A 16,707-nucleotide genomic window follows, 5' to 3' on the forward strand; every position below is an offset into this window, starting at 1 on the left:
GCGCTCAGATTCAGCCGCTCCCGCAGGTCGAAGCCAGGGGCGGAGGCAGCATGATCCTAGGCAGGGGCAGGGGAGCCCCCTGGAGAAGCCCCACTCAGGAGGGCTTCCTAAAGGCGGGGGTGGGGGTGATGTGGACCCCGGAAACCGGTCCAGGGTGAATGAGAGTCTTCAGCCGGCCAAACTGGGCCGGGGACTCGACCATGAAACGCACCAGGCACACAGCCGAGCAGATCATCCGCAAGCTCAAGACGGCCGAGCAGTTGATCGCCCAGGGAAAAACCGTCGCCGACGTCTGCCGCGTCATCGAGGTCACGCAACCGACCTACCACCGCTGGAGGCAGCAGTACGGGGGCATGCAGGCCGAGGAGGCCAGACGGCTGACCCAGCTGGAGAAGGAGAACGCCCGGCTCAAGAAGCTTTTGGCGGAAGCAGAGTTGGAGAAGGCCATGCTCAAGGACCTCGCCGAGGGAAACTTCTGAGCCCGGAGCGTCGCCGCAGGGCCGTCACGGTCCTGCAGGAGCGTTACCGGGCCTCTGAACGCCTGGCCTGCCGAGTGGTGGGCCAGCACCGCAGCACCCAGCGCCATGGCGGCAAGGTCGTCTCGATCGAGGAGGCCAAGCTCCGGCAGCGTCTCCGCGAGATCGCCGCGGACCACATCCGTTGGGGCCGCCGGATGGCCTACCGCCTGCTGCGGCGGGAGGGCTGGACCGTGAACCACAAACGGGTGCAACGGCTCTGGCGCGAGGAGGGGCTGCAGCGGCCCACTCCCAGGAAGCGAAAGCGGGCACGGCCCGCGGACGGCTCGGTGCGGCGTCATCGGGCTGAGCATCCCCACCAGGTGTGGGCCATGGACTTCCAGTTCGACGCCACCGCTGATGGGCGCAGGCTCAAGTTCCTGAACGTGATCGATGAGCACAGCCGCCTCTGCCTGGCGATCCGGGTCGGCAGGCGCTGCAAGGCCAAGGACGTGGTGGCCGTGCTGGAGGAACTCACCAGCCTCTACCCAGCACCGGCGTACATCCGATCGGACAACGGGCCGGAGTTCATTGCCCAGGCCCTACGGGACTGGTGCGAGGCCAGCAGCACTACCAGCACGGCCTACATCGAGCCAGGATCCCCGTGGGAGAACGGATTCGCCGAGTCGTTCAACGGCCGGTTCCGGGATGAGTTCCTCAACACCGAGCTGTTCACAACAGCCCCCGAGGCGCAGATCCTGGCCGATCGTTGGCGCTGGGAGTACAACTCACTCAGGCCGCACTCGGCCCTCCAGGGGCGTACGCCCCTGGAGGCAGCTCAACAGGGAGCTGCAGCATGACCACAACCACCCACTCTCATAAGCCCTGGACCGATAAAGGGGGTCACGTCAGGGGGTGGTATCACGAACATTCACCTACCAGCCCGCCCAGGACCAATCCACTGAACCTGACAGCCGAGCTCGCTTGCGCGAGCCCTAAAAGGGCCGTCGAGCAGGATTGGCATGCCACCAGCAGCTGGCTTGCCGGAGCATGCGGCAGCCCAAGCTCTGGTCAACCCAGCCTTGGCTGCTTCATCAGCCAAACGCCCCGGGCCCTGGCCAGGAAAATCGGCTTCGGCAAACGCTTTCCCTGGGCCCTGACATGGGCAAACCCCAGATCTAGCCACCCAGAGGAGCCCCTCATTAGGATGGAGCTGATTCCCGAACTGACGTCATGACCACTGAGACGCCCACTCTTGATCCTCGTGCCCTCACCGTGGAGAACGTGGAGCGCACCCTTGATGAGCTGCGCCCTTACCTGATGGCCGATGGGGGCAACGTCGAGGTGGTGGAAATCGAGGGGCCTATTGTGAAAGTGCGGTTGCAGGGAGCCTGTGGGAGCTGCCCGAGCAGCACCATGACCCTGAAGATGGGCATCGAACGCAAGCTGCGGGAGGCCATTCCTGAAGTCAGCGAGGTGGTGCAGGTGCTCTGAAGCCGACCCTGTCGACATAAGGGCTCACAAGAGACTCTGGGGACAATCACGATTATTGTCACCATACAACTATTGAATGGATCAAAACGCATTTTGTCGAAGCTCTAGCCAAGTAGCAGCCGGATTCCCTCTTGAAATAACTATCAAATCAAAACCAAATCAAATTAAACGCACAATGCAGGCGTAGCCACAAGCTCTCAATCTCTGGATTTATCGCCCCCGCCTGATCGAGTGGATCATTTCAATTGGCCATCATCCCCACCGGGCTCGCGGTGCTGTTGAAGTCAGGCACCTGCATGATCATCTTGATCAGCCCACTAAAATTGGCAGCCTGAATGGGGTTCAGCTTCGGTCCCAACCCCCAACTTTCGGCACACGATCAAACAGACACACCGATGCCTCCGCCCGGCTCGCCGGCCAAGCCGAGGCAGCCTCGCTGTTCCATACCAGAGAGAAGGACGCCGGCCTCAGCCTGTACCCGCGCCCACCTGGTCCTCACGGTGGCGTCGTAGGCCTCCACCGCGATCCCACTCACCCCGTGACCCTGCCCCCCGCGCTACCTCATCCTGCGCGCCGGCGTGCAGCTCTTCATCGACTGAAGGCCCACGGGGTCATGCCCCAAGCCGCTGCCAGGCCTGCTTTTAGGCTGCCTCGATCCGCCCCCCTGCCGTGCTCGATCAGCGCCTGCTGCGCAGCCATCCCGACCAGATCGTGAGCCAGCTGGCCCGCCGCGGCCTGAGCGTGGATCTGATCGGCCTGCAGCTGGTGGCCACCGAGGAGCGCGACCTCGAGCAGCGCCGCAGCGGCCTGCAGGCCGAGGGCAACCGCATCGGCAAGGAGGTGGGCCAGCTGATCCGCGGCGGCGCCGATCCGGGCGGGCCGGAGGTGGCGGCCCTGCGGGAGCAGGGCAACCGGGTGAAGCAGCAGGTGGCGGTGCTGGAGGAGGAGGAGAAGGCGCTGCAGAGCCAGCTGCGCGAGCAGCTGCTCACCCTGCCCAACCTGCCCGCCCCCGAGGTGCCTGAAGGCCGCAGCGAGGCCGACAACGTGGAGGTGAAGCGCTGGGGCGAGCCGCGGCCCCCCGCCGGCCTGCAGGAGCACTGGGAGATCGGCGAGCGCCTGGGCCTGTGGGAAACCGAGCGCTCGGTGCGCATCGCCCAGAGCCGCTTCATCACCCTGCTGGGGGCCGGCGCGCGCCTCGAGCGCGCCCTGATCGGCTTCATGCTCGATCACCACACCGCCTGCGGCTACACCGAGGTGCTGCCGCCGGTGCTGGTGAACTCCGCCAGCCTCACAGGATCGGGCCAGCTGCCCAAGTTCGCCGAGGAGAGCTTCCAGTGCGCCGGCGACGACCTCTGGCTCACCCCCACCGCCGAGGTGCCGCTCACCTCCCTGCACCGCGATGAGGTGATCCCCGCCGAGCAGCTGCCCCTGCGCTACTGCGCCTACACCCCCTGCTTCCGCCGTGAGGCCGGCTCCTACGGCCGCGACACCCGCGGCCTGATCCGCCTGCACCAGTTCAACAAGGTGGAGCTCTACTGGTTCTGCCATCCCGACCAGTCGGCGGCGGCCCTGGAGCTGATCACCGCCCAGGCGGAATCAATCCTCGAGGCCCTGCAGCTCCCCTACCGCCGCATCGAGCTCTGCGGCGCCGATCTCGGCTTCTCCGCCGCCCGCACCTTCGACCTGGAGGTGTGGCTGCCCGGCGCCGGCGCCTACCGCGAGATCTCCAGCTGCTCCCTCTGCCACGACTTCCAGGCCCGCCGCTCCGCCATCCGCTTCAAGCAGGGCAAGACCACCCAGCTGCTGCACACCCTCAACGGCAGCGGCCTGGCCGTGGGCCGCACCATGGCCGCCCTGCTCGAAAACGGCCAGCAGGCCGATGGCTCGGTGATGCTGCCCGCCGCCCTGGCGCCCTACTTCGGAGGCGAGCGGATCGCTTGAGCCGCAGGCACCTGAACAGCCCCCCACGCCATGAGACAGAGGCCCACCAGCACCTGGTACGACCAGCAGCAGCGGCGCCGCCGCTCACCCTTCTTCCGCCAGCTCGATCGCTCCTTCCAGTTCCGGGTGCTGATCGCCGCGGCCTGCTCCTTCGTGCTGTTGTCGGCGGTGAACCGCTTCGAGAACTGCCATCGCGCCCGCCTGGAGCCCGATTGCCTCACCAGCAACTATCTCGAGATCATCAGCATCGACAACGCCGAAGCGTTCAGCATCGTGGCCGCCGCCTTCGTGTTCATCTTCGAGGCGGGCAAGCGCCGCGAGCGCGAGCACCACGAGATGCTCGATCTGCTGCTCTCTGACCGACAGGCCGGCACCACCAACAGCCTCGGCCGCATCCGCGCCCTGGAGGATCTCTCAGCCGCTGGGATCTGGCAGGACGACTTCGATCTGCAGCGCGCCAACCTCGAGGGCCTGCACATTCCCTTCAGCCGCTGGCGGGGCGCCAACTTCTCCGGCACGGTGCTGCGCCATGCCGACCTCCACGGCGTGGACCTGCAGGGGGCCGATTTCAGCGACGCCGACCTCAGCGGCGCCGATCTCTCCGCGGCCGATCTCCGTGGCGCCAGCTTCCTGCGGGCCCGGCTGCACCAGGCCGATCTGCGCGGCGCCCGCCTCACCGGCACCGACTTCCAGGATGCCGATCTCAGCCAGGCCCTCTCCGATCAGCCCCTGCCGCCAAGCGGTACCGCCGCCAGCGGCCCCACAATGGATGTTCTCAGCGACACGACCTGAATGGGCGTTCTCACGGCACTGGCGATCCTGGCGGGACTGATCGTGGTGCACGAGGCCGGCCATTTCTTCGCGGCCACCTGGCAGGGCATCCGAGTGAGCAGCTTCTCGATCGGCTTCGGGCCGGTGCTGCTGGAGCGCCAGCGCCGGGGCGTGCAGTTCGCCCTGCGGGCCATCCCCCTGGGTGGCTTCGTGGCCTTCCCCGACGACGACGAGGACAGCCCGATCGCCAAGAACGATCCCGACCTGCTCACCAACCGCCCCCTGCACCAGCGCGCCCTGGTGATCGCCGCCGGGGTGCTGGCCAACCTGCTGCTGGCCTGGCTGGTGCTGGTGGCTCAGGGGGTGGTGGTGGGCCTGCCGGCCGGCTTCACCTCCGCGCCTGGGGTGCTGGTGTCGGGCGTGCTGCCCGGCCAGCCCGCCGCCGTCGCCGGCCTGCAGCCGGGCGATCGGATCGTGGCCCTGGCCGGTGAGGACATCGGCGGCGGCCAGCAGGCCGTGGCCTCCCTGGTGGAGCAGATCAAGGCGGCGCCGGAGCGCGATCTCACGCTGGTGGCCGAACGCGGCGATCAGCGCCTGGCCCTGCGGCTCACCCCCAGCGATCTCGATGGCGTGGGCCGCATCGGCGCCCAGCTCCAGCCCAACGGCACCGAGCTGTTCCGCCCGGCCCGCAGCCCCCTGGAGGTGATGGGCCAGGCCAGCCGCGACAGCTGGCTGCTGCTGAAGCGCACCGCCGGCGGCTTTGTCACCCTGGTCACCCACTTCGGTGAAACGGCCTCCCAGGTGTCCGGACCCGTGAAGATCGTGGAGATGGGCGCCACCCTGGCCCAGCAGGGCGGCGGCAGCCTCTTTCTGTTCACCGCACTGATCTCGATCAACCTGGCGGTGCTCAACGCCCTGCCGCTGCCGCTGCTCGATGGCGGCCAGCTCGCCCTGCTGCTGCTGGAGGGCGTGCGGGGGCGGCCGCTGCCGCAACGCTTCCAGATGGCCTTCATGCAGTCGGGCTTTGTGTTCCTGGTGGGCCTCAGCATGCTGCTGATCGTGAAGGACACCTCCCAGCTCCCCGCCGTGCAGCAACTGCTCGGGCGCTGATCGGGCCACCCCATGCCCCGCCTCGCCACGGCCCGCCAGCGGGCGCCCCAGATCCTGGAGCGCCTCGGCGTGCTCTACCCCGATGCCACCTGCTCCCTCGACTGGCGCACGCCCTACGAGCTGCTGGTGGCCACCATGCTCTCGGCCCAGTGCACCGATGAACGGGTGAACCGGATCACCCCGGCCCTGTTCGAGCGCTTCCCCGACGCCGCCAGCGCCGCCGTGGTGGATGCCACCGAAGTGGAGCCCTACGTGCACTCGGCAGGGTTCTTCCGCAACAAGGCGAAGAACATCGTGGCCGCCTCACGGCTGCTGATCGAGCGCCATGGCGGCGAGGTGCCGCGCACGATGGAGCAGCTGCTGGAGTTGCCGGGCGTGGCCCGCAAGACCGCCTCGGTGGTGCTGGCCTGGTGCTACGGCATCAACGCCGGCGTCACGGTGGACACCCACGTGAGCCGCCTGGCCCAGCGGCTGCGCCTCAGCCGCCACAGCGAACCGCGCCGCATCGAGCCGGATCTGATGAAGCTGATCCCCCAGCCCGAGTGGCAGACCCTCTCGATCCGGCTGATCTTCCATGGCCGCGCCGTCTGCACGGCCCGCAGCCCCCGCTGCCCCAGCTGCCCGATCGCCGACCTCTGCCCGATGGGGGCAGGGGCCACGCGGTAGGCTCAACGATCCCTGACCGCTACCACTCCGGCCCGCATGGCGAAGAAGTCGATGATTGCGCGCGACGTCAAGCGCAAGAAGATGGTGGAGCGCTTCTCCGTCAAGCGCGCTGCCCTGAAGGCCGCCTTCGAAGCCGCCGCCGATCCGATGGAGCGGCTGGAGATCCACCGCAAGATCCAGTCCCTGCCGCGCAACAGCGCCCCCAACCGGGTGCGCAACCGCTGCTGGGCCACCGGCAAGCCCCGCGGCGTCTACCGCGACTTCGGCCTCTGCCGCAACCAGCTGCGCGACCGCGCCCACAAGGGTGAACTGCCCGGTGTGGTCAAGTCGTCCTGGTGAGCCTCACCTCCAGCCGTGCTGGCGGGGCGCTGCCGCACCCCAGCACGGCTGAATGCGAGAATGGTGGTTGACAAAGAGAGATAAGGCCAAGTGCAAGGACAAACTCAGTCGATCTCCTTCGATGGTCGGGAGATCCGGCTGACCACCGGGCGATTTGCTCCCCAGGCAGGGGGTGCTGTGATGGTGGAGTGTGGTGATACGTCGGTTCTGGTGACCGCCACCCGCTCCAAAGGCCGTGAAGGCATCGATTTCCTCCCCCTGATCTGCGACTACGAGGAGCGCCTCTACGCCGCCGGGCGCATCCCCGGCAGCTTCATGCGCCGCGAGTCGCGCCCCCCCGAGCGCGCCACGCTGATCTGCCGCCTGATCGACCGCCCGATGCGGCCGCTGTTCCCGAACTGGATGCGCGACGACCTCCAGATCGTGGCCACCTGCCTGTCGCTGGATGAACGGGTGCCGCCCGATGTGCTCGCCGTGACCGGCGCCTCGATGGCCACCCTGCTGGCCAGGATTCCCTTCAACGGCCCCATGGCCGCCGTGCGCGTGGGCCTGCTGGGTGACGACTTCGTGCTCAACCCCACCTACCGCGAAACCGAGCGCTCCGAGCTCGACCTGGTGGTGGCCGGCACCCCCCAGGGCGTGATCATGGTGGAGGCGGGCGCCAACCAGCTGCCCGAGCAGGATGTGATCGAGGCCATCGACTTCGGCTACGAAGCGGTGTGCGAACTGATCAAGGCCCAGCAGAACCTGCTCAAGGAGCTGGGCATCGAGCAGGTGATCCCCGAACCGTTGGAGGAAGATCCCGCCCTGCCCGGCTTCCTGGCAGCGGAGTGCAGCCAGCCCATCGGCGAGCTGCTCAAGCAGTTCAGCCTCAGCAAGGCCGAGCGCGATGAGAAACTCGACGCCATCAAGGCCGAGGTGGGCCAGAAGATCGCCGGCCTCGGTGAGGACGACCCCATCCGCAAGGCCTCCGGCGGCAAGGCCCTCGGCAACGCCTACAAGCGCCTCACCAAGCAGCTGATGCGCGCCCAGATCGTGGGCGAAGGCAAGCGCGTCGATGGCCGCAGCCTCGATGAGGTGCGTCCGATCCAGGCTGCCGCCGGCGTGCTGCCCAAGCGCGTGCACGGCTCGGCCCTGTTCCAGCGCGGCCTCACCCAGGTGCTCTCCTGCGCCACCCTCGGCACCCCCAGCGACGCCCAGGAGATGGACGACCTCAACCCGTCCACCGAGAAGACCTACCTGCACCACTACAACTTCCCCCCCTACTCCACCGGCGAAACCAAGCCGATGCGCTCCCCCGGCCGCCGCGAGATCGGCCACGGCGCCCTGGCGGAGCGGGCGATCATTCCGGTGCTGCCCGCCAAGGAATCCTTCCCCTACGTGCTGCGCGTGGTGTCGGAGTGCCTCAGCTCCAACGGCTCCACCTCCATGGGCTCGGTGTGCGGCAGCACCCTGGCCCTGATGGATGCGGGTGTGCCCCTGAAGGCCCCCGTGAGCGGCGCCGCCATGGGCCTGATCAAGGAGGGCGAGGAGGTGCGCATCCTCACCGACATCCAGGGCATGGAGGACTTCCTCGGTGACATGGACTTCAAGGTGGCGGGCACCGAGAAGGGCATCACCGCCCTGCAGATGGACATGAAGATCACCGGCCTGGCCGTGAGCACCGTGGCCGAGGCCATCAACCAGGCCCGTCCGGCCCGGCTGCACATCCTTGAGAAGATGCTCGAGGCGATCGACAAGCCCAACCAGAGCCTCAGCCCCCACGCCCCGCGCCTGCTCAGCTTCCGCATCGATCCGGAACTGATCGGCACCGTGATCGGCCCCGGCGGCCGCACGATCAAGGGCATCACCGAGCGCACCAACACCAAGATCGACATCGAAGACGGTGGCGTGGTGACCATTGCCAGCCACGACGGCGCCGCCGCCGAGGAGGCCCAGAGGATCATCGAGGGCCTCACCCGCCGCATCACGGAAGGGGAAGTGTTCAGCGGCGGGGTCACCCGCGTGATCCCCATCGGCGCCTTCGTGCAGATCCTGCCCGGCAAGGAGGGCATGATCCACATCTCCCAGCTCAGCGAATCGAGGGTGGAGAAGGTGGAGGATGTGGTGAATGTGGGCGATCAGGTGACCGTGCGCGTGCGCGAGATCGACAACCGCGGCCGCATCAACCTCACCCTGCGCGGCGTGCCCCAGGCCGACACCCCCGTGCCCGTCTGAGCCGGGGCCCGTCTGAGGGGCTGGGGTCAGAGCGGGAAGCCAGGGTCGATCACGGCCATGGCCGCCGCGGCCCGCTCACACAGCTGGCCGTGGGCCAGGCCATGGCTGGCAATCAGGCAGCCGGCCTGGCGCACGTCGCCGCTGTTGTAGGTGAGCGGCGCGCCATCGGCGTGGCTGAAGCTGCCGCCGGCCGCCCGCAGCACCGCCTCGGGCGCGGCCATGTCCCAGTCCTTCGGGGCACTCTTGCCCGAAAGCGAGATGTAGAGGTCGGTCTCGCCCCGCAGGATCGTGGCCACCTTGCCGCCCACGCTGCCGATCGCCTTGGTGTCGCCCAGCTCCAGGGCGCCGAGCAGCTGCTCCAGCCGCTGGTCGCGGTGGTTGCGGCTGGCCACCAGCACCAGCTCCCCCAGCTCGCGCCGCCCGCTGAGCCGGGCCGGGCTGCGCTCACCGCTGCGGCTCTCGCACCAGGCCTCACTGCCATCAGCTGCCACCACGCCGATCCAGAGCTCCTCCATCTCCGGCAGCAGCACCACCCCCAGCACCGGCGCGCCAGCGCGCACCAGGGCCAGGTGCACGGCGTACTCGCCGGTGCCCTGCAGAAAGTCCTTGGTGCCATCGAGGGGATCGAGGATCCAGATCCACTCGGCCGCCAGGGGCTGGCCGGCCGTGAGCTGCTCGCTGGCGGTCTCCTCGCTGAGCAGGGTCCAGTCGGCGTCAGGGAAGGCGCCGCCCAGGCCATCGAGCAACCAGCGGTTCACGGCCAGGTCAGCGGCACTCACCGGCCCCTCGCCGCCGGAGTCCACGCTGAGGGCGGCGGCAAAGCCGTAGGGGGGTTGCTCGCCGCGGGCATAGGCGCGCAGGATGTCGGCTGCGCCCCAGCTCAGCCGCCGCAGCACCGCCAGCAGCTCCTCCAGGGCGATGCCTGAGGGCAGGGTGAGGGTGGTGGCCAACATGCTGGTGCTGCAGGGGGCATTGTGCAGGAGAACCCAGCTGATCCCCGAAGCGACCTGATCCCGTGACCCAACAGCCAGAACCGGCGCCGGGGGTGCTCTACCTGGTGGGCACGCCGATCGGCCATCTCGGCGACCTCTCGCCCCGGGCCCGGCAGGTGCTGGCGGGGGTGAACCGCATCGCCTGCGAAGACACCCGCCGCAGTGGCCTGCTGCTGCACCAGCTGGGCCTGCGCGGCCGCGACCATGGCCCGCGGCTGCTGTCGTTCCATCAGCACAACCAGGCCGCCCGGCTGCCCGAACTGCTGGCCGCCCTGCAGGCCGGTGAGGCCATCGCCGTGATCAGCGATGCGGGCCTGCCGGGCATCTCCGACCCCGGCGAACTCCTGGTGGCCGCCGCCCGCGCCGCCGGGCTGGCCGTGATCTGCGTCCCCGGACCCAGCGCCGTGACCACCGCCCTGGTGAGCAGTGGACTGCCCTGCGGCCGCTTCTGCTTCGAGGGCTTCCTGCCGCCACGGGCCAGCCAACGCCGCCAGCGCCTGCAGGAGCTGGCCCAGGACGAGCGCACCCTGGTGCTCTACGAAGCGCCGCATCGCCTGCTGGATCTGCTCGAAGACCTACTGGCCACGGTCGGAGACCGGCCCCTGCGGGTGGCCCGCGAACTCACCAAGCGCCACGAGGAGCAGGTGGGCCCCACGGTGATGGCGGCCCTGGAGCACTTCCGCCGCACCCCTCCCCAGGGGGAGTGCACTCTCGTGCTGGGTGGCGCCCCGGCCGCGGCTCCAGCCGCCTGGGATGAGGCAGCTCTGCTCCAGGAGCTCGAAGCCCTGGTGGCCGGCGGCCTCAGCGGCCGCGATGCGGCCCGGAACCTGGCGGAGCGCAGCGGCCACAGCCGCCGCGATCTCTACGCCCTGCTGCACCGCGGCGGCTGAGCAGGCAGACTCCTGCCAGATCGCGCTCCGCTGCCATGCTCGTGCGCCTGCGCCTGGTGCTGGCCAGCCTCTCCGGCGGCGCTCTGCTGCTGCTGCTGCTCTGCCTGGGCGCCCAGAACCTGGAGCAGCGCCCGAAGCTTTGGGTGGGGGCGGGCAGCACCGCCCCCCTGCCAGCCGGCTTCCTGGTGGGGCTGGCCCTGGTGGCCGGGGTGGTCAGTGGCGGATGCTCGGCGGCCCTGCTCTGGCCGGGGCCCCGGAACTAGGCCCCGGAACTAGGCCCCGGAACTAGGCCTCGGAACCGCTGGCCGGGGGGTTCGCCGCGGCCTGGGTGCCTGGCTCCGGCAGGGCGTAGAGGCTGCCATCGATCACCACGCGGCTGATGCCCTGGGCGCTCAGGTAGGGGGCGGTGAGCAGCAGCAGGCTGGGATTCGGCAGTGGGATCACCCGCTGGTTGCGGCCGCAGTGCCGCTTGGCCAGGCGCTGATTGCCGAACACGCCCACCGCCTGGCGCTCCTCCTCGTCCTGGGGAAGGGGCCCCAGTTCGGTGAACTCCCGGAGCGGCCTGGCCAGCAACTCCACCATCTTGTCCACCAGCAGGAAGGCGGTGCTGGGCAGCTCCGCCTCGGAGAGGGGCCGGCAGCTGATCGGCTCAGGCGAATGGTCGAGGGCCAGCACCGGCACGGTCACGAAGGTCTCAGGGCCGTCGTCCTCGCTGCCTGCGTCCTCGCCGTCGGGGTCGTCGGCGTTGGTGTCGTCCGTGTCGGGGTCGTCGCCGAAGTCATCGGCGTCGTCGATGGCCCACACCCGCCGTCGACCGCCATCCACGGGGTCTTCATCCGGATCGAAAATGCTCTCTGCTGGCTCGGATCCGGCGGCCGGCTCAGCCGCTGGTGGCGCCGGCTCGGCCTCTGGGGGCTTCTCCTGCAGGCGGATCGGCGGAGCAGCAGCGGCGGCGGCCGGGGCCGGCTGCGCTGCGGCAGCAGCCTGCCTGCCGCGCCGCTGCTTGAGCTGCTCATACTCAGCCGAATCGAGACACGCCTTCAGGGTGCGGCTGATGGTGTTGGCACTGCAGCCATACAGCTTGCCCAGCTCCGTGCTGGTGTCTCCCGCCCGGTAGCGCGCCACGATCTCCTTCTTCTGGCCCTCGGAAAGCCGGCTAGCCACCATCCACCGTCCAACCAGAGCAGCAGGGCACTTTAAGGGCCTGACCGGGAGCTGCTGGCACAATGGCCCCAGCCGGCCCGCCGGGCCGACCCGCTCCCTTAGCTCAGCTGGATAGAGCAGCTGCCTTCTAAGCAGCCGGTCGATGGTTCGAATCCATCAGGGGGCGCTGTCACAGCTCAGCAGGGCCGCTTCAAGCTCACCCAGGCGCCGGAGCTGGGCGCCTTCGAGCGGAAGCTCGCCGCCGATGGGGTGCGTGCCACGCAGTTGTTGTGGATGTGGATCCGTGCAGCGTCAATCACGATCCCAGCGGGCTCTTCTGCCTCATTCCGAGACGGCCCGGGAGCGCTGGCTGAGGCCTCTGGCCTGGCGAGAACACACAGCTAAGCCACCTGCAGCGCATCGAGCAGGGGATAGGCCTGGGCAATCGGATCGCCTGTGAACTGCGCCACCCAGCCCTCGGGGTTGACGAAGAACCGCAGCGCACAGAAGTGGGGTTCGGGACCCATGTCGAACCAGTGGCGGGTGCCGGCGGGCACGGCGATCCAGTCGCCGGCTTCACACAGCACCTGGGCCACCTCCTCCCCCAGGTGCAGGCAGAAGAGGCCGCGGCCCTCCACGAAGAAGCGCACTTCGTCTTCGCTGTGGGTGTGCTCGGCCAGGAACTTCTGACGCAGGGCCTGGCGATCGGGGTGGTCGGGGGCCAGGCGGATCGCATCCACGCTGGGGTAGGCGCCCCCCTCCTGCACCCGGGCCACCTCGGCGGCATAGGCGGAGAGGATCTGGGCCTGGTCGGCGCCGGCGGGCAGCTGGGCCCGGGCGGGCCAGCGCTGGAAGGTGATGCCGCGCTGGGCCAGCTCAGCGGCGATGCTGGCGCCATCGCTGCTGCGCAGGGCCAGCTCGGGCTGGCCGCCTGGGGTGGCAGGGTTCCGATAGATGGCCAGGAGAGTCATGGCGTCCGCGCCGCTGGGCGACAGCCTAGAAACTGCAGCAGCAGGCCCTGCCCCTGCCACACCTGGTCTCACCCTGGTGGGCGTGGGCCCCGGCGACCCGGAGCTGCTCACCGTGGCGGCGGTGCGCAGCCTGCGGCAGGCCGCCGTGGTGGCCTACCCGGTGGCACGCGAGGGCGCCGAGGGCATGGCCGCAGCGATCGCCGCCCCGTGGCTGAGTCCGCAGCAGCGCCGCCTGCCGCTGCTGTTCCCGATGGTGGCGGAGGCGGCCCCCCGCATCGCCGCCTGGCACGCCGCCGCCGATGCCCTGGCGGCGGAGGTGGCCGCTGGCCTGGCGGTGGTGCTGCTGTGTGAGGGCGACGTGTCGCTGTTCGCCAGCAGCAGCTATGTGCTGCTGGCCCTGCGCCAGCGCCATCCCGGCTGCCCGCTGCGGCTGATCCCCGGCATCGCGTCGGTGGCGGCGGCTGCGGCGGCCGGCGCCTGGCCCCTGGCCCTGCAGCAGGAGAGCCTGCTGATCCGGCCCACCCCCGAGAGCCCTGCCGAGCTGGAGGCGCTGCTGGCGCAGGCAGCGGCCTCCGCCACGGTGCTGGCCCTGCTCAAGCTGGGCCACCGCTGGCGCTGGGTGCGCCCCCTGCTGGCGGCCCGGGGCCTGCTGGAGGCAGCCCTGTTCGCCCAGCGGGTGGGCTGGCCCGACCAGCAGGTGGCCCCGGCCCTGGCGCTGCCGGCGGCGGAGCAGCCCTACTTCTCGCTGCTGCTGATCCGCCAGGGCTGGCCGGCGGTGCTGCCGTAGGCGTCCTCCAGCAGGGCCAGGGCATCGGCCGGCGTCGGCGCCCGCATCAGGGCATGGCGCAGCCGCGGCGCCCCGGGGAAGCCCTGGCAGGTCCAGCCCATGTGTTTGCGGGCGATCAGCAGGCCGTGATCCCCCCGGGCCGCCACCAGGGCCTGCAACTGCTCGGCGGCCAGCAGGATGCGCTCACCGGCGTCCGGGCTGGGGGGGATGGGCCGGCCGCTGAGGGCGGCGTCGATCTGGCCCACCAGCCAGGGCGCCCCCATGGTTCCCCGGCCCACCATCAGGCCATCGGCGCCGGTGGCGGCCAGGCAGCGCAGGGCATCGGCGGGGCTGGCCACGTCGCCGTTGGCGATCACCGGGATGCTCAGGGCCCGCTTCACCGCGGCGATGGCCCCCCAGTCGGCACGGCCCCTGAAGGCCTGCTCGCGGGTGCGGCCGTGCAGGGTGATCAGCTGGGCGCCGGCCTGCTCCAGCCGGCGGCACCACGCCACGGCGGTGTCAGCCCCGCCGCCGCACCAGCCCAGCCGCGTCTTCACCGTGACGGGAATGGACACCGCCGCCGCCACCGTGTCCACAATCCGGGCGGCCAGCTCGGGGTCGCGGATCAGGCCGCTGCCGCCGCCTTTGTGAGCGATCTTCTTCACGGGGCAGCCCATGTTGATGTCGATCAGGAAGGCGCCCGCCGCCTCGGCGCGCCGGGCCGCATCGGCCATCGCCTGCGGCCGGTGGTCGAACAGCTGCACCCCGATCGGCCCGCTCTCAGCCCCCAGCTCCTCCACCTTCTGCAGGCCGTGGCCCAGCTCCAGGCTGGTGGCGTTCACCATCTCGGTGAACAGCAGGGCATCGGGGGCCCAGCGCCGCACCAGCCCCCGGAAGATCCGATCACTCACCCCCGCCAGGGGCGACTGCAGCACCCTGCAGCGCAACCGCCGCGGCGTGCCGTGGCCGGCCAGCAGCAGCAGTTCAGGGGCAGGGGCGGCGATCATGGCGAGGATTCTGGGATGAGGCCGTGCTTCCCCCCGCCGCTCCTGCCCAGGCCGCCCCGGCGGCCGAGGCCTACCCCCTCAGCCGGGCGCTGCTGGAGGCGGTGCTGGCCGACCGCCTCAGCGATCGCTTCGTGTGTGAGCTGATCTGGCCGCGCCTGGGGTATGGGCCCGATGGCTCCGGCACCTGGAGCGCGGGCCCGGCCACGGGGGCGGACTGGCGGGAGTCGTTCCCCCTCGCCCCGCAGCTGATCGCCGAGCGCCCCGCCAGCGTTCGGCTCACCCGCTCGATCGCCAAGCCCCACAAGCAGCTGCTCAAGCAGCAACTGGGCTTCGGCGGCTACCGCATCGGCGAGCTCTACCCGCGCCGCACCCGCCGCGCCACGGCGGTGACCTGGCTGCTGGCCCAGCTGGCCGAGCGCGGCGAACCGCTGCCGGAGCTGGGGCCGCTGCCGCCGCTGCTGGACGCCCCCGCCGATCCGGTGCGCGGCCACCCCGGCGACCCGCCGATCTCCTGAGCGCCCTGCCGACCCATCTGTACTGTCAAGGAAGGACAGTCGTTGCGATAAGACTCTTGGCCTTACCGGTCGTCGCCATCATCGGCCGCCCCAACGTGGGCAAATCCACCCTGGTGAACCGGCTCTGCCGCAGCCGCGAGGCGATCGTGCACGACCAGCCCGGCGTGACGCGGGACCGCACCTACCAGGAGGGCTTCTGGGGCGACCGCAGCTTCCGGGTGGTGGACACCGGCGGCCTGGTGTTCGATGACGACAGTGAATTCCTGCCCGAGATCCGCGAGCAGGCCAACCTGGCCCTGGCCGAGGCGGCCGTGGCCCTGGTGATCGTGGATGGCCAGCAGGGCTGCACCGGCGCCGACCAGTCGATCGCCGAGTGGCTGCGGGGCCAGGGGGTGCCGGTGCTGCTGGCGGTGAACAAGTGCGAGTCGCCCGATGCCGGCCTGGCGATGGCGGCGGACTTCTGGGGGCTTGGCCTGGGCGAACCCCATCCGATCTCGGCCATCCACGGCGCCGGCACCGGCGACCTGCTCGACGCCGTGATCGGCCACCTGCCCCCCACCGAGCAGGTGGAGAGCGAGGAGCCGATCCAGCTGGCGATCATCGGCCGCCCCAACGTGGGCAAGTCCAGCCTGCTGAACGCCGTGTGCGGCGAAAACCGGGCGATCGTGAGCCCGATCCGCGGCACCACCCGCGACACGATCGACACCACGATCGAGCGGGAGGGCAAGAGCTGGAAGCTGCTCGACACCGCCGGCATCCGCCGCCGCCGCTCGGTGAGCTACGGCCCCGAATACTTCGGCATCAACCGCAGCTTCAAGGCGATCGAGCGCAGCGATGTGTGCGTGCTGGTGATCGATGCCCTCGATGGCGTCACCGAGCAGGACCAGCGCCTGGCGGGCCGCATCGAGGAGGACGGCCGCGCCTGCGTGGTGGTGGTGAACAAGTGGGATGCCATCGAGAAGGACAGCCACACCATGCCGGCGATGGAGCGCGAGCTCCGGGCCAAGCTCTACTTCCTCGACTGGGCGCCGATGCTGTTCACCTCTGCCCTCAGCGGCCAGCGGGTGCAGGCGATCTTTCCGCTGGCCCTGCTGGCGGTGGAGCAGCACCGCCGCCGCGTCACCACCTCGGTGGTGAACGAGGTGCTCACCGAGGCCCTGAGCTGGCGCTCGCCGCCCACCAGCCGCGGCGGCCGCCAGGGCCGGCTCTACTACGGCACCCAGGTGGCGGTGCGGCCGCCCAGCTTCACCCTGTTCGTGAACGAGCCCAAACTGTTCGGCGACACCTACCGCCGCTACGTGGAGCGCCAGATCCGCGAGGGCCTGGGCTTCGAGGGCACGCCGATCAAGCTGTTCTGGCGTGGCAAGCAGCAGCGCGACGCCGAGCGCGATCAGCTGCGCCAGCAGAATCGCGGCCGCTGAGCCTCCTGC

Annotated in this window: 17 protein-coding genes and 1 tRNA gene; 14 read left to right on the top strand and 4 right to left on the bottom strand. The window is 70.0% G+C overall.

All coding sequences use genetic code 11. The annotated features are described in order from the left end of the window. The first annotated feature begins 200 nt into the window (after nt 1-200). The 8 genes from CyaNS01_RS11045 to CyaNS01_RS11080 all read left to right on the top strand — a co-directional run bounded on the left by CyaNS01_RS11045 (nt 201) and on the right by CyaNS01_RS11080 (nt 8,993). Nucleotides 201-1,315 (top strand): IS3 family transposase gene (locus CyaNS01_RS11045; RefSeq protein ID WP_370561479.1). Its coding sequence is split into 2 segments (ribosomal slippage): nt 201-462 and nt 462-1,315, totalling 1,116 coding nucleotides; the frame shifts between segments, so codons are not numbered across the junction. A gap of 373 nt (nt 1,316-1,688) precedes the next feature. Beyond that, nucleotides 1,689-1,949 carry a NifU family protein gene (locus CyaNS01_RS11050; RefSeq protein ID WP_186697118.1) on the top strand — a complete coding sequence of 87 codons (261 nt, stop codon included), beginning with the start codon at nt 1,689-1,691 and terminating at the stop codon, nt 1,947-1,949. A 669-nt stretch (nt 1,950-2,618) separates the two neighbouring features. Further along, complete coding sequence (serS, locus tag CyaNS01_RS11055) at nt 2,619-3,890, top strand: serine--tRNA ligase (protein WP_186697119.1); 1,272 nt, start codon at nt 2,619-2,621, stop codon at nt 3,888-3,890. 30 nt (nt 3,891-3,920) lie between these two features. Further along, on the top strand, nt 3,921-4,682 hold the full coding sequence (locus CyaNS01_RS11060) for a pentapeptide repeat-containing protein (RefSeq protein ID WP_186697120.1): 762 nt from the start codon (nt 3,921-3,923) through the stop codon (nt 4,680-4,682). Next, the gene (rseP, locus tag CyaNS01_RS11065; RefSeq protein WP_186697121.1) at nt 4,683-5,771 is read left to right on the top strand and encodes an RIP metalloprotease RseP; all 1,089 of its coding nucleotides are present in this window, start codon (nt 4,683-4,685) and stop codon (nt 5,769-5,771) included. A gap of 12 nt (nt 5,772-5,783) precedes the next feature. Further along, entirely contained in the window at nt 5,784-6,437 is a 654-nt protein-coding gene (nth, locus tag CyaNS01_RS11070) for an endonuclease III (protein WP_186697122.1), read from the top strand. A gap of 36 nt (nt 6,438-6,473) precedes the next feature. Next, complete coding sequence (rpsN, locus tag CyaNS01_RS11075) at nt 6,474-6,776, top strand: 30S ribosomal protein S14 (protein WP_186697123.1); 303 nt, start codon at nt 6,474-6,476, stop codon at nt 6,774-6,776. A gap of 90 nt (nt 6,777-6,866) precedes the next feature. Continuing rightward, nucleotides 6,867-8,993, top strand: a complete 2,127-nt coding sequence (locus tag CyaNS01_RS11080) for a polyribonucleotide nucleotidyltransferase (RefSeq protein ID WP_186697124.1) — start codon at nt 6,867-6,869, stop codon at nt 8,991-8,993. Nucleotides 8,994-9,019: 26 nt separating this feature from the next. Here the strand turns inward: CyaNS01_RS11080 and CyaNS01_RS11085 are convergent, their stop codons facing one another. Continuing rightward, entirely contained in the window at nt 9,020-9,946 is a 927-nt protein-coding gene (locus CyaNS01_RS11085; protein ID WP_186697125.1) for a 3'(2'),5'-bisphosphate nucleotidase CysQ, read from the bottom strand. 62 nt (nt 9,947-10,008) lie between these two features. Between CyaNS01_RS11085 and rsmI the strand changes: the two genes are divergently transcribed. Next, on the top strand, nt 10,009-10,875 hold the full coding sequence (rsmI, locus tag CyaNS01_RS11090) for a 16S rRNA (cytidine(1402)-2'-O)-methyltransferase (RefSeq protein WP_186697126.1): 867 nt from the start codon (nt 10,009-10,011) through the stop codon (nt 10,873-10,875). Between the two features lie 35 nt (nt 10,876-10,910). Next, nucleotides 10,911-11,138, top strand: coding sequence for a hypothetical protein (locus tag CyaNS01_RS11095; RefSeq protein WP_186697127.1), 228 nt, complete (start codon nt 10,911-10,913; stop codon nt 11,136-11,138). Between the two features lie 22 nt (nt 11,139-11,160). On the opposite strand, the gene CyaNS01_RS11100 is transcribed toward CyaNS01_RS11095, so the two are convergent. Next, a complete protein-coding gene (locus CyaNS01_RS11100; RefSeq protein ID WP_186697128.1) occupies nt 11,161-12,042 on the bottom strand; it encodes a hypothetical protein in 882 nt (293 codons plus the stop codon). 89 nt (nt 12,043-12,131) lie between these two features. On the opposite strand from CyaNS01_RS11100, the gene CyaNS01_RS11105 reads away from it, so the two are divergent. Further along, a tRNA-Arg gene (locus CyaNS01_RS11105) sits at nt 12,132-12,205 on the top strand. Between the two features lie 214 nt (nt 12,206-12,419). Here CyaNS01_RS11105 and CyaNS01_RS11110 read toward each other — a convergent pair. Beyond that, nucleotides 12,420-12,989 carry an acireductone dioxygenase gene (locus CyaNS01_RS11110; RefSeq protein ID WP_186697129.1) on the bottom strand — a complete coding sequence of 190 codons (570 nt, stop codon included), beginning with the start codon at nt 12,987-12,989 and terminating at the stop codon, nt 12,420-12,422. On the opposite strand from CyaNS01_RS11110, the gene cobI reads away from it, so the two are divergent. After that, nucleotides 12,988-13,776 carry a precorrin-2 C(20)-methyltransferase gene (gene cobI / locus CyaNS01_RS11115; RefSeq protein ID WP_186697130.1) on the top strand — a complete coding sequence of 263 codons (789 nt, stop codon included), beginning with the start codon at nt 12,988-12,990 and terminating at the stop codon, nt 13,774-13,776. The two genes, CyaNS01_RS11110 and cobI, sit on opposite strands and share 2 nt — an antisense overlap. Here cobI and dusB read toward each other — a convergent pair. Beyond that, entirely contained in the window at nt 13,725-14,762 is a 1,038-nt protein-coding gene (gene dusB, locus CyaNS01_RS11120; protein ID WP_186697131.1) for a tRNA dihydrouridine synthase DusB, read from the bottom strand. The two genes, cobI and dusB, sit on opposite strands and share 52 nt — an antisense overlap. Before the next feature lie 23 nt (nt 14,763-14,785). Here dusB and CyaNS01_RS11125 point away from each other — a divergent pair, with 23 nt between their 5' ends. Continuing rightward, on the top strand, nt 14,786-15,277 hold the full coding sequence (locus CyaNS01_RS11125; RefSeq protein ID WP_186697132.1) for a DUF1823 family protein: 492 nt from the start codon (nt 14,786-14,788) through the stop codon (nt 15,275-15,277). Between the two features lie 56 nt (nt 15,278-15,333). Continuing rightward, the gene (gene der, locus CyaNS01_RS11130; protein ID WP_186697133.1) at nt 15,334-16,698 is read left to right on the top strand and encodes a ribosome biogenesis GTPase Der; all 1,365 of its coding nucleotides are present in this window, start codon (nt 15,334-15,336) and stop codon (nt 16,696-16,698) included. Nucleotides 16,699-16,707: the final 9 nt, after the last annotated feature.

This window comes from Cyanobium sp. NS01 (assembly GCF_014280235.1).
Lineage (GTDB): Bacteria > Cyanobacteriota > Cyanobacteriia > PCC-6307 > Cyanobiaceae > NIES-981.

What these genes read in the sequence shown, in the direction of transcription:
- CyaNS01_RS11050 (WP_186697118.1), top strand. Translation starts at nt 1,689, where the DNA reads ATGACCACTGAGACGCCCACTCTTGATCCTCGTGCCCTCACCGTGGAG.
- CyaNS01_RS11060 (WP_186697120.1), top strand. Translation starts at nt 3,921, where the DNA reads ATGAGACAGAGGCCCACCAGCACCTGGTACGACCAGCAGCAGCGGCGC.
- rseP (WP_186697121.1), top strand. Translation starts at nt 4,683, where the DNA reads ATGGGCGTTCTCACGGCACTGGCGATCCTGGCGGGACTGATCGTGGTG.
- nth (WP_186697122.1), top strand. Translation starts at nt 5,784, where the DNA reads ATGCCCCGCCTCGCCACGGCCCGCCAGCGGGCGCCCCAGATCCTGGAG.
- rpsN (WP_186697123.1), top strand. Translation starts at nt 6,474, where the DNA reads ATGGCGAAGAAGTCGATGATTGCGCGCGACGTCAAGCGCAAGAAGATG.
- CyaNS01_RS11085 (WP_186697125.1), bottom strand. Translation starts at nt 9,946, where the DNA reads ATGTTGGCCACCACCCTCACCCTGCCCTCAGGCATCGCCCTGGAGGAG.
- CyaNS01_RS11095 (WP_186697127.1), top strand. Translation starts at nt 10,911, where the DNA reads ATGCTCGTGCGCCTGCGCCTGGTGCTGGCCAGCCTCTCCGGCGGCGCT.
- CyaNS01_RS11100 (WP_186697128.1), bottom strand. Translation starts at nt 12,042, where the DNA reads ATGGTGGCTAGCCGGCTTTCCGAGGGCCAGAAGAAGGAGATCGTGGCG.
- cobI (WP_186697130.1), top strand. Translation starts at nt 12,988, where the DNA reads ATGGCGTCCGCGCCGCTGGGCGACAGCCTAGAAACTGCAGCAGCAGGC.
- CyaNS01_RS11110 (WP_186697129.1), bottom strand. Translation starts at nt 12,989, where the DNA reads ATGACTCTCCTGGCCATCTATCGGAACCCTGCCACCCCAGGCGGCCAG.
- dusB (WP_186697131.1), bottom strand. Translation starts at nt 14,762, where the DNA reads ATGATCGCCGCCCCTGCCCCTGAACTGCTGCTGCTGGCCGGCCACGGC.